19 protein-coding genes and 1 tRNA gene are annotated in these 22016 nt (G+C 65.4%); 14 read left to right on the forward strand and 6 right to left on the reverse strand.

Translation table 11 applies throughout. From position 1 onward, the window contains the following. Positions 1–82: 82 nt before the first annotated feature. From Q0D93_RS06585 to Q0D93_RS06600, 4 genes are all read left to right on the forward strand, one after another. Positions 83–400, forward strand: a complete 318-nt coding sequence (locus Q0D93_RS06585) for a TIGR02300 family protein (protein WP_294392191.1) — start codon at positions 83–85, stop codon at positions 398–400. A gap of 130 nt (positions 401–530) precedes the next feature. Beyond that, positions 531–606, forward strand: a tRNA-Ala gene (locus tag Q0D93_RS06590). A 291-nt stretch (positions 607–897) separates the two neighbouring features. Next, the gene (locus tag Q0D93_RS06595; RefSeq protein ID WP_294392192.1) at positions 898–1668 is read left to right on the forward strand and encodes a hypothetical protein; all 771 of its coding nucleotides are present in this window, start codon (positions 898–900) and stop codon (positions 1666–1668) included. A gap of 259 nt (positions 1669–1927) precedes the next feature. Beyond that, positions 1928–2959 (forward strand): EamA family transporter, encoded by a 1032-nt coding sequence (locus Q0D93_RS06600; RefSeq protein ID WP_294392194.1) that lies wholly within the window; start codon positions 1928–1930, stop codon positions 2957–2959. Between the two features lie 77 nt (positions 2960–3036). Here the strand turns inward: Q0D93_RS06600 and Q0D93_RS06605 are convergent, their stop codons facing one another. The 3 genes from Q0D93_RS06605 to Q0D93_RS06615 all read right to left on the reverse strand — a co-directional run bounded on the left by Q0D93_RS06605 (position 3037) and on the right by Q0D93_RS06615 (position 8086). Further along, positions 3037–5088: an amidohydrolase family protein gene (locus Q0D93_RS06605; protein ID WP_294392198.1), complete on the reverse strand. Its 2052-nt coding sequence runs from the start codon at positions 5086–5088 to the stop codon at positions 3037–3039. Positions 5089–5228: 140 nt separating this feature from the next. After that, positions 5229–6077 (reverse strand): formate/nitrite transporter family protein, encoded by an 849-nt coding sequence (locus tag Q0D93_RS06610; RefSeq protein WP_294392200.1) that lies wholly within the window; start codon positions 6075–6077, stop codon positions 5229–5231. 140 nt (positions 6078–6217) lie between these two features. Further along, complete coding sequence (locus Q0D93_RS06615) at positions 6218–8086, reverse strand: AI-2E family transporter (RefSeq protein WP_294392202.1); 1869 nt, start codon at positions 8084–8086, stop codon at positions 6218–6220. A 229-nt stretch (positions 8087–8315) separates the two neighbouring features. Here Q0D93_RS06615 and Q0D93_RS06620 point away from each other — a divergent pair, with 229 nt between their 5' ends. The 4 genes from Q0D93_RS06620 to Q0D93_RS06635 all read left to right on the forward strand — a co-directional run bounded on the left by Q0D93_RS06620 (position 8316) and on the right by Q0D93_RS06635 (position 11243). After that, positions 8316–8516, forward strand: a complete 201-nt coding sequence (locus Q0D93_RS06620) for a hypothetical protein (RefSeq protein WP_294392204.1) — start codon at positions 8316–8318, stop codon at positions 8514–8516. 214 nt (positions 8517–8730) lie between these two features. Beyond that, positions 8731–9000, forward strand: a complete 270-nt coding sequence (locus tag Q0D93_RS06625; RefSeq protein ID WP_294392206.1) for a hypothetical protein — start codon at positions 8731–8733, stop codon at positions 8998–9000. Between the two features lie 290 nt (positions 9001–9290). Next, positions 9291–10154, forward strand: coding sequence for a hypothetical protein (locus Q0D93_RS06630; protein ID WP_294392208.1), 864 nt, complete (start codon positions 9291–9293; stop codon positions 10152–10154). A gap of 150 nt (positions 10155–10304) precedes the next feature. Continuing rightward, positions 10305–11243, forward strand: coding sequence for an NAD(P)/FAD-dependent oxidoreductase (locus Q0D93_RS06635; protein ID WP_294392209.1), 939 nt, complete (start codon positions 10305–10307; stop codon positions 11241–11243). Positions 11244–11313: 70 nt separating this feature from the next. Here the strand turns inward: Q0D93_RS06635 and Q0D93_RS06640 are convergent, their stop codons facing one another. After that, positions 11314–14355 (reverse strand): TonB-dependent receptor, encoded by a 3042-nt coding sequence (locus Q0D93_RS06640; protein ID WP_294392212.1) that lies wholly within the window; start codon positions 14353–14355, stop codon positions 11314–11316. Between the two features lie 596 nt (positions 14356–14951). On the opposite strand from Q0D93_RS06640, the gene Q0D93_RS06645 reads away from it, so the two are divergent. The 4 genes from Q0D93_RS06645 to Q0D93_RS06660 all read left to right on the forward strand — a co-directional run bounded on the left by Q0D93_RS06645 (position 14952) and on the right by Q0D93_RS06660 (position 17923). Next, the gene (locus Q0D93_RS06645; protein ID WP_294392214.1) at positions 14952–15647 is read left to right on the forward strand and encodes a PEPxxWA-CTERM sorting domain-containing protein; all 696 of its coding nucleotides are present in this window, start codon (positions 14952–14954) and stop codon (positions 15645–15647) included. Between the two features lie 289 nt (positions 15648–15936). Then, complete coding sequence (locus Q0D93_RS06650) at positions 15937–16680, forward strand: dienelactone hydrolase family protein (protein WP_294392216.1); 744 nt, start codon at positions 15937–15939, stop codon at positions 16678–16680. A gap of 193 nt (positions 16681–16873) precedes the next feature. After that, positions 16874–17380: an ankyrin repeat domain-containing protein gene (locus Q0D93_RS06655; protein ID WP_294392219.1), complete on the forward strand. Its 507-nt coding sequence runs from the start codon at positions 16874–16876 to the stop codon at positions 17378–17380. Between the two features lie 150 nt (positions 17381–17530). After that, a complete protein-coding gene (locus Q0D93_RS06660; protein ID WP_294392221.1) occupies positions 17531–17923 on the forward strand; it encodes a BLUF domain-containing protein in 393 nt (130 codons plus the stop codon). A gap of 277 nt (positions 17924–18200) precedes the next feature. Here the strand turns inward: Q0D93_RS06660 and ppk2 are convergent, their stop codons facing one another. Further along, positions 18201–18962 (reverse strand): polyphosphate kinase 2, encoded by a 762-nt coding sequence (gene ppk2, locus Q0D93_RS06665; protein WP_294392222.1) that lies wholly within the window; start codon positions 18960–18962, stop codon positions 18201–18203. A gap of 215 nt (positions 18963–19177) precedes the next feature. Between ppk2 and Q0D93_RS06670 the strand changes: the two genes are divergently transcribed. Continuing rightward, complete coding sequence (locus Q0D93_RS06670) at positions 19178–20194, forward strand: HWE histidine kinase domain-containing protein (RefSeq protein ID WP_294392224.1); 1017 nt, start codon at positions 19178–19180, stop codon at positions 20192–20194. 5 nt (positions 20195–20199) lie between these two features. Continuing rightward, a complete protein-coding gene (locus Q0D93_RS06675; protein WP_294392226.1) occupies positions 20200–20571 on the forward strand; it encodes a response regulator in 372 nt (123 codons plus the stop codon). 50 nt (positions 20572–20621) lie between these two features. Here the strand turns inward: Q0D93_RS06675 and Q0D93_RS06680 are convergent, their stop codons facing one another. Continuing rightward, entirely contained in the window at positions 20622–21932 is a 1311-nt protein-coding gene (locus tag Q0D93_RS06680; protein ID WP_294392228.1) for a hypothetical protein, read from the reverse strand. Positions 21933–22016: the final 84 nt, after the last annotated feature.

Genomic DNA, 22016 nt, shown 5'->3' on the forward strand with positions numbered 1-22016 from the left:
TGGCAAGGCACCTGCGTGTCGGGCGGGTCGGCTTTGTGGCCAGATCGCCTTTCCTGATCTATCGAAGGTGGAGTTCCTACCCGTGGTGAAACCTGAATGGGGCACCAAGCGCGCCTGCCCCAAGTGCGGGACGCGCTTCTACGATCTCGGCAACGACGATCCCGTGACCTGCGTCGAATGCGGTACCCATTTCGAGCCGGAAACGGTGCTCAAGTCCAAGCAGCCGCTGCCGTTCGACGCGCCCAAGCCCGCCGCGCAGAAGGCCGAGAATAGCGACGTCGACCTCGCCGAGGATCTGGACGTGGACGAGGATGAGGAGCCGAGCGCGGACGACGACGTCGATCTGGGCGGCGACGACGACATCGGCGTCGACACCGGCGAACAGGAAGAAGATCATTAATTTATGAAAAAAGCGGTTTAGGCCGCTTGCCATGGTGGCCGCGTTTGCCTAGAAGCGCGGCCACACCACGCACCGGCACTAACCCAGGCCGGTTGCAGACGTCGACGGCCCATTCGGGCTGGAAAGGCGAGGGGCCGTAGCTCAGCTGGGAGAGCGTCGCGATGGCATTGCGAAGGTCTGGGGTTCGATCCCCCACGGCTCCACCATTCTTTCCAAGTGCTTGTGTGTCGGGCGCTTTCCCCACATCAGAGGCCGGGCACCAGGCCGGAGCCGCGCTTGCGGTATCGCGGCGTTGACGTGATTCCGCCCCCTTCGCGGTTTGCCGTCCGTCTGTCCGCTCGCGAACATCGCATGTCCGATTGCCCCGTGATGGACAGTGCGGAGGCGGAGCGCGGGCAAGCGCCTGTTGCTCACGGCGGAGCGGGGTGCCCCAAGGGTTGAAGCTCCGGCCTGAAGGCTGGTAGAGCCGGGCCAGATTTGATCCGGGGGGAGGAATCTTGAAATCACCACCGTCGGCCGGCACGGCCTTTGCGTCGGCCTATGACGGCCATGGACGCTTCAACCAACTGGAAACGCCTTTCGTCTGCCCCTATCCCGATTGTCGGGTCTATGCGCAGCATTATTGGGGCAGCCTCCACGATGTGAAGCGCCAGCTTGGCGGCACCGTCTATACCGGTCGCCAGCTGAAGGGGGCGGAGATCGTCGTCGCGCAGTGCGGATCGTGCAAGCGGGAGGCGGTGTTCCTGGACGGCCGGCTGGCAAAGCCCGTCGTGGGCGAAGCCCCACCGCCGGTGGACGACATGCCGGCCACCATCCTGTCCGATTATCACGAGGCCGCGGCCATCCTGCCGGGCTCGCCTCGCGCGGCCGCGGCCTTGCTCCGCCTGGCGATCCACACATTGCTGCCGCTGCTGGGCGCGACCAGGCACGGCATGGACGAGCAGGTCGGCCAGCTCGTCGGCAGCGGCACGATCGGGGTGCGGGTTCAGGTCGCGCTCGACACATTGCGGGTGATCGGGGCGGGCGCGGCGGCCCCCGGCATGATCGACCCCAGGGACGATGCCGGTTCCGCCATGGGGCTGTTCCGCCTGCTCAACTACATGGTCGAAAAGGCGATCACCGATCCGAAGCGCGCCGACGAAATGTTCGCCCTGCTGCCGCAGCATGGCAAGCGCGACCCGATCGAGCAGCGCCATGCACGGTTCGCGGCGGCACCGGTCGATGCAAATCCCGGGATCAGCTTCGTCGAGGCTCCGCACAAGGCGTAAAGGCGGTCGGCCGGTGCTTTCCGCCAGCCCGTCACCCTGCTCGCGATGTCGGCCGGACGATCCTGCCGGAACGTGATCCGCTTTACGACCGCCGCCGCAGGACTGGCGACGGAACGGCACCGCCCGCTGCGCTGCCGCCTGCCCACAACAGGCCGCTGCCAGTCACAAGGAACTTCTGCGATCCGTCCGGATCACGCGGGAACTGGTGGATTGACGGTCAGGTGGCACCGGCACGCGGTCGAGCCGCGGATCTCGCTCCGTGGCGTTGCGTTCCGGCAGCTGCCCGGCTGGCCGCTCGGTCGGGCGGCAATGGCGCGATGGATGTTCGGCCGGTATGTCCGCCATCATGGCCATCTCTCCCCAAGCCCTCTCCGACCAGCGTTCATCGCGTATTCCGATCCCGCACCTGTTGCTGGCGCTGGCCGTGGTGACCATCTGGGGCACGAATTTCGTGGTGATCCGGATCGCGCTGGATCATTTGCCGCCACTGCTGTTCGCAACATTGCGCTTTACCTTTGCGCTGCTGCCTGCGGTGCTGTTCGTGCCTCGGCCGCAGGTCGGGTGGAGGCCGCTGGCTGGTTACGGCATGCTGATCGGCGCCGGCCAGTTCGGTCTGCTCTACATGGCGATGAACGGCCATATCTCACCCGGTCTCGCCTCTTTGGTCGTGCAATCGCAGGTGTTCTTCACGATCGGCCTCGCCATGTGGCTGAGCGGGGAACGCGTGCGGCCGTTCCAGCTGGCCTCGCTCGTGCTCGCCACCGCCGGCATCACCCTTATCGTCGCGCATGGCGGCGGCAGTGCGACCCCGCTCGGGCTGGTCATGGTGTTGTCGGCCGCCATGAGTTGGGCGGCAGGCAATCAGATCGCGCGCGCGATCGGGGTGACCAACATGTTCGGTTTCGTGGTGTGGGCGAGCCTGTTCTCCGTGCCCCCCTTGCTGCTCGGCTCGCTGGTGTTGGAGGGGCCATCCGCGATCGTCATCGGCCTCAAGGCGGCCACGGCCGGAACGTGGGCGGCGGTTCTTTGGCAATCGGCCGGCAATACGCTGTTCGGCTATGCCGCGTGGGGCTGGCTGTTGGCGCGGCATCCGGCCGCAGCGATCACGCCAACCGCGATGCTGGTCCCGGTGTTCGGCATGGGTGCCTCTGCGCTGTTGCTGGGCGAGGCGCTGCCAGGCTGGAAAATCGGCGCGGCGTCACTCGTGATCGGCGGGCTTGCCATAAACCTGTTCTGGCCCATGGCGAGCAGATTGCCCGGCTTTCCCTGGCGGCGCGGAGCAGGCGATTGACCGGATCGCGTGGGGATCGCGCAGATCGCTAGCCGCCTGGATCGCTCAATCGATCAGGCGAGCCCAACGGCAGGGGCTCACTTCGGCATGCCCGACAGCCCACTCGCCTGCCGCAGCGCCGCGCCATCAAGGCGGTAGCCGTCGAGGAACACCGTCTCCACATGGCGGAGGGCGCCCAGGTCGCGCGAGACGTCGCCGTCGACCAGGATGATGTCCGCCGCCTTGCCGCGCTCGATCGAGCCGGTGCGGTCGTCCATGCCGGTCAGGCGCGCCGGCACGATGGTCGCGGTCTGCAGCGCCTCCGCATTGCTGAGCCCGGCCTGCTGGTAGAGCTCCAGTTCGCGCACCAGCTCCAGCCCGTCACCGTCGGTTCCGGCGACGATCGGCACGCCGGCCTGGTGCAGCCGCCCGACCAGGCCGACCATCTTGGAAAAGCTCTTCCGAAAATCGTCGCGCGTGAGCCCGGCGAACAGCGGATAGCCGGCGATCTTCCAGCTGCGCGCGACCGCCGGCGGGGCGATGTCCATGAACGGCGCATATTCGGGGAGGACGGCACTGCCGTCCGACGTCATCAGCGGCTCGAACACGGTAAGCGTGGGGTCGATGATCGTGTGCCGCTTGGCGAGTTCGGAATAGAATGCCGTCATCGCCGGCGAATCCAGGTCCACATCCTTGCCGTATCGGGCCGGCCCTTCCAGCCGCGCCGCGGTGTTGGCCTTGTCGACCACGCCCTGCGGCATCGCCTGCATCATGATAAAGTTGATGTGCGTGACCTCATCGTAGCCGGCGCGCACGGCGTCGAGCGGGCGCATGCCCGCGGGCACGTGGCCATGCACGTGCAGGCCCAGCTTGTGCGCTTCGGCAGCGCCGGGTGAGATCCACGCCGGGTTCATGGACGTGTAGAACTTGACGCCCCACAGGCCTGCCGCCTTGATCTTGTCCACTGCGGCGACCGTGTCGGCCGCCGACGACACGGTGAGCGCGCCTTGCGCCGCAAGCGGGTCCTTGCGATCGATAATGACGGACACCTTTCCGTCGGGCGCGATCAGGTCGCCGGCGGCGCGCCGTTTGAGAATGCTCAGCGTTTCAACGATTTCCGAGCCGGGGCTGCGATAATTGGTCATGCCCGTGGCGACGTTCTGGAGCAGGTTCCAGTCGTCGCCACCGACGTGGCGGTGCGCATCCCACAGGCCGGGCAGCAACGTCTTGCCGCGCCCATCGATCGTGGTGGCGCCGGTCGGTGCCTTGATCGACCCGCTGGCCGCCACCGAAACCACCTTGCCATCGGCGATCAGCACGCTGCGATCGGGCAGGTAGCGGCCGGCGATGGAATCGAACATCAGCACATGGTCGACCAAGGTCGGCGTGCGGTTCGCGGCACGGAGGAAGCGGTGCGCGACGCCGCGCACCATGTCGGCCGTCGCCGCGTCCTGGATCTCCTTCAGCTTGGGGCCATTGCGCTCGAACCCTTCCGGCAGCAGCGACAGACTGCCCGCCGTGCCGAAGAACCGATCATGCTCGTCCAGCCACACCGGCTGGGGCGAAAAGCTGGTCCCGGTGACGAAAGCGAGCTTCACCGTCCTAGTGCCGTCCGGGCCCTCGATCCGCAGCGGTCGCCCGATGGCGATGCTGGCGTGGCCCATCGGCAGCAGGTCGATCCCCGTGCTGCCCGCCGCAACCAGGGCATTGACGTCGTGCTCGTTGGCAAGCCACGGGCCACCATAGGGATAGTATCTTCTGGCGCCCAACGGAGCGGACCCGGAATCGATCGCTGTCTTCCAGCTGGCGATGCCGTGCGCATCCACGCTGAAGTTTTCGGTCGCGTCGCCGGAGTCGGTATAGCCGCGAACCGCGATTGCGGTAGGCCGTCCATCCTTGCCGATCGTCACAAGCTCGTCGGTTTCGGTTACCCAGCCGCGCAGCGACATCGACATGCGATAGGCGGTGCCGTCGCCCGTCGGCCACGACCAGACGTCGCCATGCTTCCCGGCCATCGAACTGATCGTGTAATGGCGCGCGCCGGCGGGTGGCGACATCAACTGTGCCTTGGTTGCCGGTTCGGCGGCCGGCAGCGGAGCGGTCGCCAGCGTCGTGGCTGCAAGCAGCAAGGCAAGGTTGCGACGGCGCATGACGAACTTCCCCCAAATCAGAGCGGGCAGCTTGGCAAATCGTCCTGGATCACGCAACGGCGCCCGGGCTTTTGCGGAGAGGGATCCACATCGCGCCGTTGATGCCGGATACCGGCCCCGATGTTTCTGCCTCGGGCCGGTCAGTCTCGATCGCCGCCGAGTTCCTGCCTGACCTGAGCGTGGGCGAGCAGTGCGAACAGACCGGTGCCGCCGATGATGTTGCCGATCAGAGCGGGAAGGATGATGCCGGTCAGGGCATGGCCGAACGACGTTTCCCCGGCCAATGCCAGAAGCCATGCCTCGCCGGATCCCGCCACCACGTGGGCGAAACCACCCACGGCGATGAAGTAGGTGAAGAGGAACACGACCCAGAATTCCTGCCCGCGCGCGGACGGGAGCGCCCAGGGGACGGCGGCGATCAGGAAGCCCGCAGGGATGCCCAGCTTGAGCGTTTCCAGCCAGCTGTGATCGAGCAGCTTTCGCGAAATCTCCAGCATGGCTGCGTGATGCTGCGCGGAGGTGATCAGTTCATATCCGTTCAGGAATGCGATAAACAACGTGCCGAGGAGATTGGCGCCGAGCACGATTGCCCAGAATCGGAGCAATCGCCCGACATTGCCGAAACTGGGATGCGTGGCGACCGGGATGACGGCGGACAGCGTGCTCTCCGTGAAGAGCTGCAATCGTCCCAGGATGACGATCAGAAAGCCGAGCGTATAGCCGAAGCTCGCCACCAACGGGCTCCATGACGCGTTCGGCAGCATCTCCTCCAGAAGACTTTGCCCTAGCAAGGATGCGCTGATGGCGACGCCTCCGGCTAGTCCCGACCAGATGAGCGAGATGGTGGGACGCTCCATCTCCTCGTCGCCATGCCGGCGAATGACTTCGTGGATGACGCGGGCGCTGGCGGACTCCCGCTCGTCGACCGCCTCCCGCTCTTTGTGGCTCAGCTCGATGTCCTGCTCACGTTCCTGCAGTTCGTCCGACATGATCCGCTGGGATTTCCTAAGATGTTGATCCGTCCCCAACGTCCAAGGCGGGATCAGGACGCATGCCCTGCCACTTGTTGCGGCAGGCCGGCTCTATCCGCACGGTGCTCCCCGATATGAACGGGCGCCTGCGCGTGGAGCTATGCGGCGCGCCTGTCCGACACGTCCTCCTCCACGATCGCGCTCATCGCCGCTGCGAGCGAGCCGACGTAGCGGTCCGAGCCGATCGCCCGCTGGATCGCCGCGTCGCTCAACGCTGCCTCGCCCTGGGGCCACAATCCCACCACGACCCGCGCCGACGGTGCCCGCGTCCGTAAACGCTTGATCAGGTAGCGCAGCTGGGCCGGCGATCCGGTCAGTTCGAGGTAGGAGATGACGATCACGGCAACGCCGTCCAGATCGAGGGCGCCGATCGCCTCGCGCGACGTTGCGGCATTGCCGATGGTGCGGACCGCCAGTCCTCGCGCCGTCAGCAGCTGGGCGAGCATCGTCGTCACAGCCTCGTCAAACGGGCCGTGTCCGGCAACGCAGGCGATCCGGCCGGCCGAAGCGTCTGCCATGGCAGGCGGCACCTGATCCCCCAATTCGTCGATCACGGCCCGCATCGTGCGCGTCATTTCCATTTCGCGATCGCGGTTTATGGTGCCGCGCGCCCGATCCTCCACCGCCAGCTTCAATCCGGCCAGCACCACCTCGTCATAATAAGCGACGAGTGGTTGCTGGGCGAGCAGTGCCTCGGCCTGCGCCAGCGCCTCGTCAGGGTTATTTGCCAGGATGCGCTGGTAGAAGCTCTCCACGGGGGTCAGCGCCGGCCGGTCGCCCAACAGCACGTCGAAGAATTCCAGGCTCTTAACATGCCGGCCCATCACCACCAGGATCAAGGTCAGAGGGGTCGACATGATCAGCCCGATCGGTCCCCACAGCCATGTCCAGAAGATCGCCGACACGATTACCGACACCGGCGACAGCCCGGTCGAATGGCCATACAACAACGGCTCGACCACATACCCGGTGAGCGGTTCCACGATCACGAACAGCACCACGACCTCAATCGCCATGGTCCAGCCCGGGTCGACCGCCGCCGCCAGCGCCGCGGGGGCCACAGCCGCGAGCAGGGAGCCGACATAGGGCACGAAGCGGAGCAGTCCCGCCATCACACCCCACATGGCGGGCGACGGCACCCCGATCATCCACAGCCCCAGGCCGATCACAACGCCGAAGCAGGTGTTCACCGCCAGCTGGCTGAGGAAATAGCGGCTGAGCCGGCGTCCGGCATCGTCCATCGCCAGCGTCGTTCGGTGAAGATCGTTGGACCCGAACAGCCTGATGAAACGGTCGCGCAGATCCTCCTTCTGCAACAGGATGAAGATCGCGACGATCAGCACGATGACGGTCGTCTCCAGCGGCCCCAGCACCGGCGCCAGCACGGTGCTGGCGATGGTGAAGGGCGAGGTCTGCTCCTGGACGACGCGGACGGGCACCGGGCGCGGTTCGGCCAGTGTGGCCGACAGCGTACCTGCGGGCGCGGGTCTGCCGGCTCTGGGTTCGGGGCGCAGTCCGCCCAGGTCACGGGTGATGGACGCCAGCCTGCCGGTGGCGAACGCCTGCACGCTCCGCACCTTTGTTTCCACCGTTTGGGCATATTGAGGGGCGTTGGTGGCGAGCGTCGCGGCTTGGCTGCCGAGCAGCGTTCCCACGCCGCCGAGCAGCGCCAGTGCGGCCAGGACCGCGATCAGCACGGCCGGGGCGCGCCACAGGCGGAGGCGCTGCAACATGGTGACCAGCGGCGACAGGACGAACGACAGCATCACCGCCAGGGTGATGGGGATAAGCACGTCCTGACCGAAATAAAGGGCGGCAACCACCAACGTCCCCACCACGATCGCCAGCAAGCTCTTGAGTTCGGGCGCGGACGCGGACCGTACCTGGGCGGCACCGCTGCTGGTCGGCGGCGCGTCGCCTCCGGTCAGGGCATCCTTGTAGCCGGCAACGTCGGTGGGATCTGTCATGCCCGCTACTACTATCGACGCACAATATATGGCCCGACAAAATCTCGACCTGATTGTCAGCCCTGTCGGCGCCCCGAGTGCGCCTGCGATCGTGATGCGTCCTGGTGCATCCATCCAGCTACGCGCTGCGTTAACCATCAGAGGTGCAAAAACGGAGCATGGGATGGGTAGCGACCTAAGCGGGCCGGCCGACGTTTGTGGTAGCCGCAATCGACGGGCTTGGGCGATCATGTGCAGCCTGATGGTACTGGCCGGGTGCAGCAACGATCCGGCAGTTCAGCATACCAACGATGCGACCACGGCAATCCTCAACGACATCGCCGACAATACCGGCGAGCGCGACGGCCAGGAGGAAACGGTCGCGCCGATGGATGCCGATGGGGTGGGCCAGAGTATGCGCGCCGCGTCGACCAAAGCCCCGCCTCGCTGAGGCTGTAGGGCTATGCCGTTGGGCAGGCGTGGCGGTTGGCCTTGCCTGCCTTTGAAGCACCGCACGATCGGCGGCGGAATGGAGGATTTCGACGTCGAGAGACCTCGGCAGCACTGCATCGAGACACGCGTCACGGAACAAAGCCCGCCCCTGTTTATTGCTGACCCAACTGGCGAAACCGATTTTCGCTGGTCCATGACAGGGGCAAGACACCATGAAAAAGATGCTTGGGTTCAGCGCTGCGGCTGCGCTGTTGGCGCTTTCGGCCTGCAACAACAGCCCGCGTGAGCAGGCGGCGGACAATATCGAGGCGAATGCGGAAAGCGTTGCCGACAATCTGGAAGATGCGGCCGACAACGCGTCCACCGAAGCCGGCGAAGATCGTCTGGAAAACCAGGCCGACGCAACTCGCGAACTGGGCGACAAGAAGGCAGAAGATATGCGCACCCATGACGCGGACACCAACCTGTCCAACGGCATCTGACGCCTGACGGTTAATCGTCCAAGGAACATGCGGGACGGGGCAGGGGCTGTCAGCCTGCTTGGACGGGCAAGGTCGACCACCCGTCCCGCTACGTCAACGACCCGCCAGCACCACTCTTAGCCCTCCGGGCGACAGGGCAGGGCGCGCCGCCGCCGTCATCGGTGCGCCGGGCTCATGGCGTGCGGCAGTGCCGCCGGACCATTTCAACAAAATAAGCGCCGCTGCCACGCCGGTGTCGGGAGCAGGCGAGCATCCAAAGCATTATTGCGCTGTAACCAAGGGGATTTCGCATGAAACTCGCCTGGAGCGGCGTGGCGCTGCTGGCAGCCATTTGCCCGGCAGCAGCGCAGGACATACCGACGATCGATACGGAGGATGCCTCGCTCGGCTCCGCATCGGTGGGCGATGGAGGCTTCCACCCGGTGCTGGCCGCCGATCTGCGCAATGGCGACTTTGCACGCGGCGCATATGACGACGATGATGCCGACCTCGATCGCCTGCCGCTGCATCTTCAACTCGGCTTCGCCTGGGATCTGCGCCGCAATGCAGAGGGGAAGGCGGACACGTTTCTGCTGTTCACCAGCTCCAACGGCTTTCACGCCCCGGTCCGTGACGAGCGCACGGCCCCGCGCGCCTGGTATGAAAGCAACAATGCGCTCGCGCTTGTCACCTCGCTGACCAAGGACCTGCGGGCGGGACTCGCCTACACCATCAAGACCAGCCCCAACGGCGTATCCGCCACCACGCACGAACTGAGCCTGACCACGGTCGCGGCGGGCAAGACCGGCTTGGGCGCACTGCAACCCGGTGTGGCGATCACTTGGCGTCCGCAAGGGGGCGGCGGCCTCTTCACGCAGTTGAGTGTCGAACCGTCCATTGCCCTGAGTCCTCGGGAAGACAGCCCCGAACTGAGCTTTCCCGCCCGGATCGGCGTCGGTTGGAGCGGTTTCTACCAAGCCGGCAGCGCGAACCGCACCTATGGCAGCATGGGTGCGGCTTATTCGCATCCGTTCTCGGCCGGCGGCGCAAAGTGGCGGCTGCGCGCAGAGATGCTCGCCATCGTCCGCGACACGGCGCTGCGCCGGCTTGGCGATGCGGGTACGAGCCATATGGTCGTGCCGCTCGCAACCTTGAGCCTGCAACTGGCCTATTGATGCGTTGGCACCCGCGGGTTGATGCGTCGACATCCGCGGGAAGGTGCCGTGGCGGCATGCGCCCGATTGTCCTGATCCGCTTCACTTCGGACGATGGCTCCAGTTGGTCGTCAAGGCGTTCGGTCTTCTGAACGAAGGGGGGAGTGGCGCATGCTGGACTGTCTGGTGATCGGTGCCGGTCCGGCGGGGCTGACGGCAGCGATCTATCTCGCACGGTTCCATTTGCGGATCGAAGTGGTCGACGCTGGCGAGAGTCGCGCGGCCCTGATCCCGCGAACGCATAATCATGCCGGATACCCGGGCGGCATAGCGGGCACGGCATTGCTTGCGCTCATGCGCGAGCAGGCTGCCGAGTTCGGTGTGCAGGTCCGTCACGGAACGGTTGAGCGGCTGGAGCGGACCGACGCAGGCTTTCGCGCCGTGATCGGCAGCGACGTGGTGGCGGCCCGCAGCGTCCTGCTCGCCACCGGGGTCGTCAACCATCGGCCGAGGATGGACGATGCGGATCACGATGCGGCGCTCGCCCGCGGGCTCCTTCGCTATTGTCCGATCTGCGACGGCTTCGAGGTGACCGACAAGCACGTCGCCGTGATCGGCTCGCGGACGCATGGCTACAAGGAGGCGGTGTTCCTGCGGATGTACACCGCCGACGTTACGCTGATCGCACCCGATGACATGCTCGAACTGTCGGGAAGCGAGCGCGACCGGCTCGCGGACCTCAACGTCGCCATGTATGATGGGCCGTGCAGCGCGCTGGAACTGCGCGGCGACAAGATCGCGGTGAAGGTGCCCGGCAAGACGCTGCTGTTCGACAGTGTCTATCCCGCGCTCGGCTCCCGGATACGGTCGGAATGTGCGATCGGGATGGGCGCCGAGGGAACCGATGAGGGTTGCCTCGTCATCGACGATCACCAGCGCACGACGATCCCTGGCCTCTACGCCGCCGGCGATGTTGCAAAGGGGCTCGACCAGATCAGCCACGCAATGGGCGAAGCGGCCGTTGCGGCGACTACGATCAGAAACGACCTTGCCGAGATCACGCCGCTGGTCCGCAAACGCGTCCACTTGGCACAGGCAATGGCGGATTGATCGCCGCCCAAGAAAAAAGCTCCCGGCCGGGGAACGGCCGGGAGCTCAGGGGGAGTGAAAGGGCTTCCGGTCAGAAGCTGAGCCGCACGCCGGCCCGGAAGGTGCGACCCAGCACGTCGTACAGCACCGGGTTGAAGCCGTAGGTCACGCCGTTCTGCGGTGAATCCTCCGGCGCCTTGTTCAGCGCATTGTCGATCCTGAAGTAGGCGGTGATGTTGTCCGTGAAATTGTACGATCCGCCGACGTCCAGGTAGAAGGCGCCATCCATGTGGTTGTCGTCGATCGTGGAGGTGTTGCCGGTCGGATCGGTCGCCGGACAGCTGCCGGGCGTGCACTCGATATACTCGTTCGAGTAGACGCCGTCCGAGATCCAGCGCTCGGTGACCGAGAGCGAGAACTTGTCCGTATCCCAGCTCTGGATTGCGAACACCTTCCAATCCGGCGTGTTGCCGCGATTGTTGCCCGCCTGCTCCGTCGGGATGGTCCCTGGGAGCCCCGATGTTTCGGTATAGTGCAGCACGCGCGTGGCGAGGCCGCGGATGGTGAACGAACCCGGCAGGCCGACGCCGCTCAGCGGGCGACGATAGCTCGCCTCGATATCGAAGCCGTTGGTGCGGACGCGGGCGAAGTTGAACAATTGCTCGTTGACGAACAGCGGACCCGCCGAGGCGTCGATGTTGAAGGAAGAGCAGAACTGGGCGATGTTCTGCTGGAAGCACTGGTTGATCGCCGACTGGCCGGTGAACGGCGTGATGATGCCTTTCACCTTGATGTTGTAATAGTCGAACGATGCGTTGAAGCCCGGCAGGACGCCTGCTTCGGTGCCGTTGAAGACGACGCCGCCGGTGGTGTTGCGCGACGTTTCGGGCTTCAGCGCCGTATTGCCGATCGTGTTGGACGGCGCCTGTACGAACTGCCCGGCGGTGGGCGACTGGCCGGGCGCGCGCGGATCCAGGAAGGTCGCGTTGGCGAAGGTGGGTGTCCGGAACAGCTCCGACAGGTTGGGCGCACGCACGTCGCGCGACGTCACGCCACGCAGGCGGATGCCGGTAAGCGGGGTGTCCCAGGTGCCGCCGACCTTCCAGCTCGTGATCCAGCCCGACGTGCTGTAGCGCGTGTGGCGGACACCGGCGTTGATGTTCGCGCGGCCGATCATGTCCTCGTTCGAGATCGGAATGTCGAGTTCGAGGAAGCCTTCGTGGACGTGATACTTGCCGGTACCGTTCTTGTAGTTGCCCGCATACCAATTGCCGCCCGTAACGGTATTCTGCGTCGGATCGGCCGGATAGTCGGCCGTGTTCGGCGTGTCCGCATTGACGCCGTTGCCGTAGGGATCCGCCTCCGTCCGATACCATTCCCGGCGATATTCGTAACCGAACGCGAGCGAGACCGGACCGGCCCAGGTCTCCACCGGCTGGCCGTTGATGCTGAGCGCCGCCGCATTCTGGCTCGACCAGGTGTGCTGGTACGGCCCGACCCGCGGTTTGACATAGTTCAGCGCCGCCTCCGTCACCCCACCGTCACCGATGATATTGAGCGGAACGCAGCCCGCCGCGCGCGCGGCGACGTTGGCGCACGCGATCGTCCCGTTGGGCAGGCGAACCGCCTGGTAGGCCGTCCTGAACCGCGCGATATTGAGCATGTTGGACACCTGGATGTCCGTCTTGTTGTGCCCATATTCGTAATAAGCGTCGTAGCTCCATTCGGTACCAAGGCCGTCGAACTTGCCGGTCGCGCCGATTACGCCACGCAGGCTGGTGCGTATGGGCTGAACCTTGATGAAGTCTCCCAACTGGGCAAGCGCGGAACCATATTGGAACGACGTGATGCCGGCATTCGTGCAGGCCTGCTGGATGGCATCCGGCACGAACGGATTGGCATTCGGATTGCCGACGCCGCACTGGATGTTCAGGTTCGCCTGCTGGGCAAAGCCCGGATTTGGCGAGTTTTCGGATTTCACCCGCGATGCGTTGAAGGTGAAGTACAGCTCATTGTTGGGCGCGAAATCATAGCCGACGCGCGTATAGCCGTTGAACCGCTCCAGCTTCGAAGCAAGGCTGGTGCCCGCGCCCACCACACCGCTGGTGTCGCCGCCGGAGCAGAAGGACGGCGTACACCCGGTCACGGCCCCCGTGCCCGTCGGCACACCGTTGGAGCCATATTGGAACTGGTAGGGCTGGCCGCCGGCCCCGAACGCAATGCCCTGCAGCGGACCCGAGGTGATCAGGCCGAATTTTGAATATTGATATTGCTGCGCGTTGCGGATGTTCCGGATACGCGGCTGGCCCGCCGGCGTGGTGGTCACGCCGGTCTGCACGAAGGCCGGTGAATTATACCAGTCGCGGCCATTGGCGCCGACGATGCCGAAGCCCGGATTGGGAACGCCGCCCTGATGGCCATATTCGGCGCTCACCGCGACGTGCAGGCGATCGTCCATGAAGCTGTTGCCCCATGCGACCTGCGCAGTGGCGCCCTCGTCATCGCCATAATCGGTGATGCTGCCCTGGAAGTTGGCCTTGAAGCCCTTGAAACGCTTGTCGGTGACGAAGTTGACCACGCCGGCGACCGCGTCCGAACCGTAGGACGCCGATGCGCCGCCGTTCACCACGTCCACGCGCTGGACGAGCAGCTGCGGAAACTGGCTGACGTCGGGCACACCCGAATAATTGGCCCCGACGAAGCGTTGTCCGTCGAGCAGGGTGAGGGTGCGGATCGCACCGAGGCCCCGCAGCGAGAAGGAGCTGAGCCCCTGGATGCCGCTGGATGTGCTGCCCACCGACGTGGCGCGGCCGGTCGAGCCTTGCAGCGACGGCAGCTGGGTGATCGCGTTGAAGATGTTGGGTTGCGCCAGCTTGTTGATGTCGGCGGCACCGATCACCTGGGTCGGCGTCGGCGCGCTGAACCCGGTCGAGGTGATACGCGAGCCGGTGACGACGATATCCTGATCCTGCACCGTGCTGCTTTCGGCGGCCGCCGGTGGCGTCGGCTCCGCTTGCGCATGGACCGGCGCGGCGAGCAGGGCTGCCGCAAGGGCGCCCCCGCTCGCCGCGAGCATGACGCCGTGACGCACCGCCCCGGATCGACCCTGATTGTATGACCCCTTTGTGTTCATGGCAGCCCCCTTCTCCATCGTGATTCCATGGCAGGGGCACGGACGAGCGCACGGTCGGGCCTGCCCTGGAAGGGCAGGTGACCTTGGGAGTGGCGATGCGGTCTGTCGCCGCCTGGCCGCTCACCCCCCTTGAGCTGCGTCGACCTTCCTCTCCCGTCGACCCTTTTTAGCATTGTCGACGATGCACACGGCTTTGTCGACAAAATAATGCAGGCCCCAAAACAGGTCGAGGAAGAGCCGGTTCCCGGCCGCCACAGGCAGGGCAGGGGCTTGCTGGGCTGCCTTCGTGAGCGACGCCGAAGCCCGGCGGCACACACCGGGCCCTTAAGCCGATCGCGGACAGCCCTGCCTCGGAATATGCCCTCATCATGCCAGTCCAGGGTCGGCTGGCCTGATCCGACCGCATCGGGCGCGCGACCGATGGGAGCCAACCCTTTCGGATTATACTCTAAAAGGGTGCCACCAACCCGCAAATGGGGGGCATCCTGGCAAGCTCCGCAGGGCTAAAATGCGATCACGATCTGCGTCGACCAGCAAGCAAGGGTCCAAGCGGATAACCGGCGATGTCGCCGGGATCGTGGTCAAGGGAGAGGCTCATGAAGAAGGTTCTTCTTGCCGTGCGTGCGGCAATCCTGTCGACGACGTTCGTGTCGGGACTGGCGATGGCTGCCGTCGTGGTGCCGGGCGACAACGGTGTCACACCGGATGACTTCGCCACCATATCGGGTACGCAAGGTGAGTTGCTGCGTTCGACCAGCTTCACCGGCGTGACCGGCACCTTTTCGGCGACGATGCGCTCGGCCGTGTATCGCAATACGTTCGGCACGCTCGACTTCTATTATCAGGTGTCCAGGCTCGGCGCGGGCACCGGCGGCGATGACCTGATCAAGACGCTGACGGCGAGCAACTTCGGCGGGTTCAGCACGGACGTGTACCGCTCGGCATCGGATCCCGATGGCGCGGGCCAGTTTCTGGAAACGTCGGGCACCGTTCGGCCGCTGACAACGGTGGGCAGGACGCCCGACGGCAAGGTCGTGACCGTCAGCTTCGCGCTGCCCGGACAGGCCGGCATCGGGGACAATGATACCACATCGACCTACATCTTCCGCACCGATGCGACGCGGTTCGACACCGGCTTCTGGTCGCTCCAGGACGGCAGCAGCATTTCGGGCACGGCCTTTGCTCCGGGTGCGGTGCCTGAGCCTGCATCCTGGGCGATGATGATCGGCGGATTCGGCATGATCGGTGCCGCGATGCGCCGCCGGCAGAAGCTGGTCGCACACGTCGCCTGATCCTGCTTCGAGGAAGGGGAGCAGCGCCGTCGGCACGTGTGCGCGCCGGCGGCGCGGCGGCTTTGACTGGCGGGAGAAGGGTGTGGTTCACCGGCCGCCGGCATGCGCCATGTCCGCCTTCCGCTCTCCCCACGGAAGCGCCGGGTTGTAGCATCGAGCCGTCAGTTGCTCGAACGCTCGCCAAGTCGGTCATTGCGGCGACATTCCCTACGCTGAACCTGTTCCGATTTGCCGCACAGCCTCTATGGCGGACCGGGCGTTTGCCCGACACCGGCATGAGGATGAACAGATGATCTTGCGCAGTGACGAGACACGGGACGTCGACGTGCCCGGCAGCGGTCCGATGCGGATGCACCTGTTTCGGCCGGCGGTCGAGGGTCGCTTTCCGGGCGTGCTGCTGTTTTCCGAAATCTACCAGGTCACGGCGCCGATCCGCCGGCTGGCGGCGATGATCGCGGGACTGGGCCACGTGGTGGCCGTGCCGGAGGTTTACCACGAATATGAGCCGGCCGGGACGGTCCTGAACTACGATCCCGCCGGCACGGACCGGGGCAACGCGCTGAAGATCGCCAAGCCGGTCGCGGCCTATGATGCGGACGCGGCGGCGGCCCTGACCGCTCTCCAGCAGCATCCGGCATGCAACGGCCGGCTGGGAACATTCGGCGTGTGCCTGGGCGGGCATCTTGCCTATCGGGCAGCGCTCGATCCGCGCGTGTCCGCGGCCGCCTGCTTCTACCCGACCGACATCCATTCGGGCACTCTGGGAGAAGGGCGGGCGGACGACAGCCTGGCGCGGATGGCCGAGTTGAACGCCCATGCCATGTTCGTCTGGGGGCGACAGGATCCGCATGTCTCGTTCGCCGGGCGAGAGGTGATCCGCGCGCGGCTGGAAGAGGTCGGCGCATCCTATGAGTGGCACGAGATGAACGCGCAGCATGCATTCTTGCGGGATGAGGGGCCACGTTACGATCCCGCGCTGTTCCTGCAGGCGATGGCGCTGACGCAGGCCTTTTTCGGCCGCGCTTTGGCTTGATGCAATCGTTGCACGGGCGAGGAGCCACGGTTCGGCCGGGAATCCGGGCCGAGCCGGAGGGTTTCGACCGAACGAGGGAGCCGGCGTTGCGATCGGCACGTTGAACACAGTTCACCCGCCAGGAAATCTCATGTCCAATCCACAAGGAATGTCCGCTCTACCCCCTCTGCCGTTACCACAACGATTGCAGGAGTTGCTGCACGAGGCGGCACGCATCGGGCGCGACGACATGATTTCCGCACTGCTACAGGCGGGCGCCGGCCTGGAAGTCCGCGATGCCAAAGGTTACACGCCGCTGATCCTGGCCAGCTATAACGGGCACGCCGCCGCCACTGCATCGCTGCTGGATCATGGGGCGGATCCGGCGGGCGTGGACGAGGCGCGCGGCAACACGGCCCTGATGGGTGTGGCGTTCAAAGGCTATGGCGACATGGCGCGCGCACTCCTGGCGGCGGGCGCCGACCCGAACCAGCGAAATCGGGCCGGGCAAACCGCGCTGATGAACGCCGTCATGTTCGGCCATACCACGATCGTAGAGATGCTGCTCGCTGCCGGGGCTGATACGCAGGTGGCCGATGTGGCCGGCAACAGCGCCGCCAGCATCGCGGCCGCGCAGGGCAGTGTCGCCATGGCGGACCGGATCGACCGAGCTGCCCGCCAGCTTGGCACAGAAGTCGATCGGGCCGATGCAGGATCGTAATGCAGGCCAAGGACACCAAGTATTTGCGGTTGCCGTTCAGGACATGGTGACTCGCCCTTAGTCCGGCGCACTGGAAACGAGGCCGATAGCGCAGGCGAACCCCCGAAAACCGCGCTCGACGGGCTTCGTGCATCCTTCTAGTCCGCACTTATGAGTGACATGGTTTTCCGGCGGGTAATCTATCGCAGCATGGCGTGTAACGGCGCGGGGTATCGCGACCTGCCCGACATTCTGGCACAATCCCGCGTCAACAACGGTCTTGATGGCTTGTCCGGCCTCTTGTGGACCGATGGCGATCGTTACGTGCAATTGATCGAGGGACCGCCCGAAAGCGTCGCCATCACGCTGGCGCGCATCTTGGCCGACTCCAGGCACGAGGACATTCGCTTCGTCAGCGACGGCATGGCTGCGGATCGTGCCTTCGGAGATTGGTCGATGGCCAACCTGCCAGGGGATCAGACCGACAGCGTGGCCGAGCGGATGACCGTTATGCTGGCGGGGGCGCCTGCCGAAGTGAGGGAGATCTTTGCCGGACTGGTGTGATCCCTCCCGCCAGCCGACACCCCGACACGCCCGAGACACTGCTTTCGCCCGCGCTACCCGGATGTCGCAGCCCATCAGCCGCATCCCGGTTCGCCCTGCACGCCACCGCCCTCCACCCGCGCGAAATGGCCGCAGACGATGTCCGCTTGTTCCGCAGGGCGCAGCAGTGCTTCGGCCGCGCCCGCCAGCCAGATCTCGTCGTCGTCGGGAAAGGCGGCGCAGTGAACCTGGACAGGTCGCTTTTTGGCCGAATGTGCTACTCTCCGCCGTGCTTGCGCTACTCCGCTAGACGACCATCGTGGATGGCGTCCATGGTGAACGGGAACAGCAGGTCGGGATCGGGCAGTTCCACGTCATGGGCGACCTCGGGCGGTGCGACCTGTTGCAGGATGTGGCGCATGATCGCCAGCCGGGCGGCTTTCTTGTGGTCGGCCCGCACGCAATACCATGGCGCCAGCGGCGTGTGCGTCCGCGCGAGCATGATGTTGCGCGCCGCCGAATAATCGTCCCACTTGGCCTGGGCGACGGCATCCATGTCGGAAACCTTGAGCGCCTTGAGCGGATCTTTGCGCCGCGCAGCGAGGCGGTCCTTCTGCTCGTGCTTGGAGATGTCGAGCCAGATCTTGACCAGCTTGATCCCGCTTTCGACCAGCATGCGCTCGAAATCGGGGGCATCGCGCAGGAATTCGGCCTGCTCGGCGGGGGTCGAGAAGCCCATGACCACCTCCACCCCGGCGCGGTTGTACCAGGAGCGATTGAAGATCACCAACTCGCCCGCCGCCGGCAGGTGTGCCGCGTAGCGTTGGAAGAACCATTGCGTTCGCTCGCGGTCCGACGGCTTCGGCAGCGCCACCACGCGGGTCGCCCGCACCGACAGATGTTCGGTGATCCGCTTGATCACTCCGTCCTTGCCGGCACTGTCGCGCCCTTCCAGCACCAGCACGACCCGTTCGCCGGAGGCCGCCATCACCTGCTCCGTCCGCACGAGTGCCAGTTGCAGGCGCGCGAGTGCGTCGAGGCCGTCATTCTTGTCGCTCATTCTTGTCTCCGCCGCGGACCGGATCGGCCACATGGACAGAACGCGCGCCCGGCAAGATCGGCCAACCGGCCGAGTTCGCTGCCCGCGCCATTCAGACAGTCGCGGAGGTGCGCAGATCCCGGTTGTTAACCTGAAGTAATCATGCTCTTCTGGCGCGGTGAAGGGTGGCCAGGCGGGCGGAGGATAGTTCCGATCGCTTGCGAAAAGGTATTTTCATGTTCGAGCAGGCGTTCAGGGCAGTTGGCTACGGTGTCCTGATCACCGACACGCGTGTCGAGGCGCCAGGCCCTACCATTCGCTTCGTCAATGCCGCCATGTGCGACTTGACGGGCTATTCGGAAGGGGAACTGGTCGGCACCACGCCGCGCATCCTGCAAGGGCCGGATACCGACCGCGCCATGCTCGACCAACTCAAGGAGGCGCTTCGGCTCGGGCGCACGTTCAAGGGCGAGGCGCTCAACTACCGCAAGGATGGCAGCCGCTATTTCGTCGATTGGACGATCGATCCCGTTCTGAACTCCGCCGGAGTGATCGAGGCATGGATCTCCGTCCAGCGCGACGTCACTAGGCGAAGGAAAACGCGGCAGGCCTTGCAGGAAAGCGAGCAGACGCTGCAGGTGCTTGTCGCCGAACTGCAGCATCGTACCCGCAATCTGATGGGCGTGGTGTCCTCCATGGCCGACAAGACGGTCAGCGCGAGTGCCGACCTGCCCGATTTCCAATCCCGTTTCCGCGATCGGCTGGAGGCGCTGTCGCGGGTGCAGGGGCTGCTGTCCCGGCTCAACGACCATGATCGCGTGACGTTCGACGAGCTGATCCGCACCGAACTTGCCGCATTGGACGGGAGTGCTGACGGCGTGACGCTCAGCGGCCCGGCGGACGTCCGCATACGCTCGTCCACCGTGCAGGCGCTGGCGATGGCGCTGCATGAACTTGCGACCAACGCCGTGAAATACGGGGCGTTGCGGCAGCCTTCGGGCAAGCTCGCGATCACCTGGTCGTTCCAGGCGGAGGGCGCGGGCGGCAAGCCATGGCTGTTCATCGACTGGCGCGAAAGCGGGGTGGTCATGCCCGACCGAACGTCGGCGCAGATCGGCAGCGGTCAGGGTCGCGAGCTGATCGAGCGGGCCTTGCCGTACCAGCTGAAGGCCAGGACCTCGTTCACGTTTGAACCGGACGGCGTGCATTGCACCATCGCCATTCCCGTTTCGTCCAGCAGTGGAGCAGGCTGAAACCCATGCCCGAACGCACCCCGCGCGCGTGCCGCATCCTGATCGTCGAAGATGAATACATGATCGCCGACCAGTTGCGTCGCGAGCTTGAGCAGATCGACTTCACCGTTCTCGGGCCAGTGTCCACGGTCGAGGATGCGCTGGACCTGATCCGGTCCGAGCCGCAGGTCGACGGCGCGATCCTCGACATAAATCTGGCGGGAGAACAGGTGTTTCCCGTTGCCGAACGGCTTGCGGAACAAGGCGTGCCGTTCCTGTTCGCGACCGGCTATGACCATTCCGCCATCCCGGAACGCTTTGCCGGCGTCCAACGCTGCGAGAAGCCGTTTCGGCTGAGGGCTCTTACCGAGGCGATCGGGCGCGTGATCCTGTCCTAGACCTTCGGGTGGCGATCACGTCACTTACCGGATGGCCCACCAGCCTTCATTCAAGCCCGGTGCGATCGCGCGGGCGGGATCGCCCTCTCGATCAGTCGTGCGACCAGATCGGCGGCCGCAAATACCAGAAGGCCGTAGATCACATACACATAGCGCGGCATCGCCTGGAACGGCGCATAACAAAGCCCCGGGACCAACAGGACGGCGGCGACGAACAAAAAAGGGCGCTCACGACGCCACAGGCCCCAGAGAACACCGACGAGGCCCAATGCGGCGATCACGTTGTGGATCATCAGGCGTATCTCCACGGCGCGTTCCGACTTGGTATACCGAAACTGCCAGGCGCTGGGGAAATAGAACTGGCGGAGATGGCGCAAGGACAGCTGCGCGAACTCTCCCGGATTTGCCCGGATCCACGCTTTGGTCTCACCGCCGAGTTGGCCGGCATAGGCCGCCTCGCCACCCGCTTCGCGCAGTTTCTGGCGCGCGGCTTCGGACAGGAAGGGGTGGATGCCGTGGATTCGCTGCCGATATGCCTCCAGCGGATCGGCGGCATGCAGGGCGCCCGGATAGTTGGCGATCGCCAGCTCCAACCCGGCATTGTCCCGGAGCAGGATGGTCTCACCCATCACCCGGCCGTTGCGGATCACCCACGGCGCCAGGACCAACGCGAGCAATGCGGCGGCGAGCAGCATCACGCCCGCAAGCTTGAGGCCCTTGAAGTTGCGCAACACAAAGATCGTCGCGGCCAGATAGACGCCGAGACCGAACAGGACGTTGGTGAAGAAGCACAAGGCGGCCAGCAGAGATGCGCCGAAGATCGGGATCCAGCCGATGTCGCGACGCCCATCATAGGTCGCAAGCATCAGCAGCGCGGCCACGCCGAAGTCGACCGCAAGCGCGCTTTCCCAATAAGCGGCGAGCAGGGTTTCCACCCCGGCAAAGATCGGAACCAGGTTCAGCACGGCCGCGCCGATCAGCAAGGCGAGGCGCGACGCCCCCATGCGCCGGAACAGCAGGTACAAGAGCACGTAGCTTGCGAAAACCTGCGCGACCGACCACAATCCCAGCACCACATGGGTGGTGTGGGTGTCGATCCCGAACAGCTTGTGCACCATGCCCGCAAGCAGCGGGGTGGTCGGCATCAGGTGCGCGGTCGGGCCCTGACCGACGAAGAAGGCATCGCTGAACGTGCCGGTCCGCGCGAAGGCCCGCGCCACATTGGGTGCCTCGCCGACGAGGATGCCCTTGCCGGTACGAAGCGCCCACACCAATCGGAACAGCAGGCCGAGCGCGAAGATCGCCACGATCGCTGTGCGGTGATCATGATGGCGCAGCCGCCCATCCAGGAAGGTGATCATGTTGCCGGCTCCTTATGCCAGAGGAACCGCACGATCGCGCCACGGGTCATCGGCGCGTGTCGCACGTGCGGAGGCATGACGCTA

Origin of the sequence: uncultured Sphingomonas sp., from assembly GCF_934560975.1 — a bacterium.
Classification (GTDB): Bacteria; Pseudomonadota; Alphaproteobacteria; order Sphingomonadales; family Sphingomonadaceae; genus Sphingomonas_I.

Excerpts from the sequence above, each read along its gene's own strand:
- Q0D93_RS06625 (WP_294392206.1), top strand. The coding sequence starts at position 8,731 with ATGAAAAAGATGCTTGGGTTCAGCGCTGCGGCTGCGCTGTTGGCGCTT.
- Q0D93_RS06645 (WP_294392214.1), top strand. The coding sequence starts at position 14,952 with ATGAAGAAGGTTCTTCTTGCCGTGCGTGCGGCAATCCTGTCGACGACG.
- Q0D93_RS06610 (WP_294392200.1), bottom strand. The coding sequence starts at position 6,077 with ATGTCGGACGAACTGCAGGAACGTGAGCAGGACATCGAGCTGAGCCAC.
- Q0D93_RS06660 (WP_294392221.1), top strand. The coding sequence starts at position 17,531 with ATGAGTGACATGGTTTTCCGGCGGGTAATCTATCGCAGCATGGCGTGT.
- ppk2 (WP_294392222.1), bottom strand. The coding sequence starts at position 18,962 with ATGAGCGACAAGAATGACGGCCTCGACGCACTCGCGCGCCTGCAACTG.
- Q0D93_RS06680 (WP_294392228.1), bottom strand. The coding sequence starts at position 21,932 with ATGATCACCTTCCTGGATGGGCGGCTGCGCCATCATGATCACCGCACA.
- Q0D93_RS06670 (WP_294392224.1), top strand. The coding sequence starts at position 19,178 with ATGTTCGAGCAGGCGTTCAGGGCAGTTGGCTACGGTGTCCTGATCACC.
- Q0D93_RS06605 (WP_294392198.1), bottom strand. The coding sequence starts at position 5,088 with ATGCGCCGTCGCAACCTTGCCTTGCTGCTTGCAGCCACGACGCTGGCG.
- Q0D93_RS06615 (WP_294392202.1), bottom strand. The coding sequence starts at position 8,086 with ATGACAGATCCCACCGACGTTGCCGGCTACAAGGATGCCCTGACCGGA.
- Q0D93_RS06630 (WP_294392208.1), top strand. The coding sequence starts at position 9,291 with ATGAAACTCGCCTGGAGCGGCGTGGCGCTGCTGGCAGCCATTTGCCCG.
- Q0D93_RS06640 (WP_294392212.1), bottom strand. The coding sequence starts at position 14,355 with ATGAACACAAAGGGGTCATACAATCAGGGTCGATCCGGGGCGGTGCGT.
- Q0D93_RS06635 (WP_294392209.1), top strand. The coding sequence starts at position 10,305 with ATGCTGGACTGTCTGGTGATCGGTGCCGGTCCGGCGGGGCTGACGGCA.
- Q0D93_RS06620 (WP_294392204.1), top strand. The coding sequence starts at position 8,316 with ATGTGCAGCCTGATGGTACTGGCCGGGTGCAGCAACGATCCGGCAGTT.
- Q0D93_RS06675 (WP_294392226.1), top strand. The coding sequence starts at position 20,200 with ATGCCCGAACGCACCCCGCGCGCGTGCCGCATCCTGATCGTCGAAGAT.
- Q0D93_RS06650 (WP_294392216.1), top strand. The coding sequence starts at position 15,937 with ATGATCTTGCGCAGTGACGAGACACGGGACGTCGACGTGCCCGGCAGC.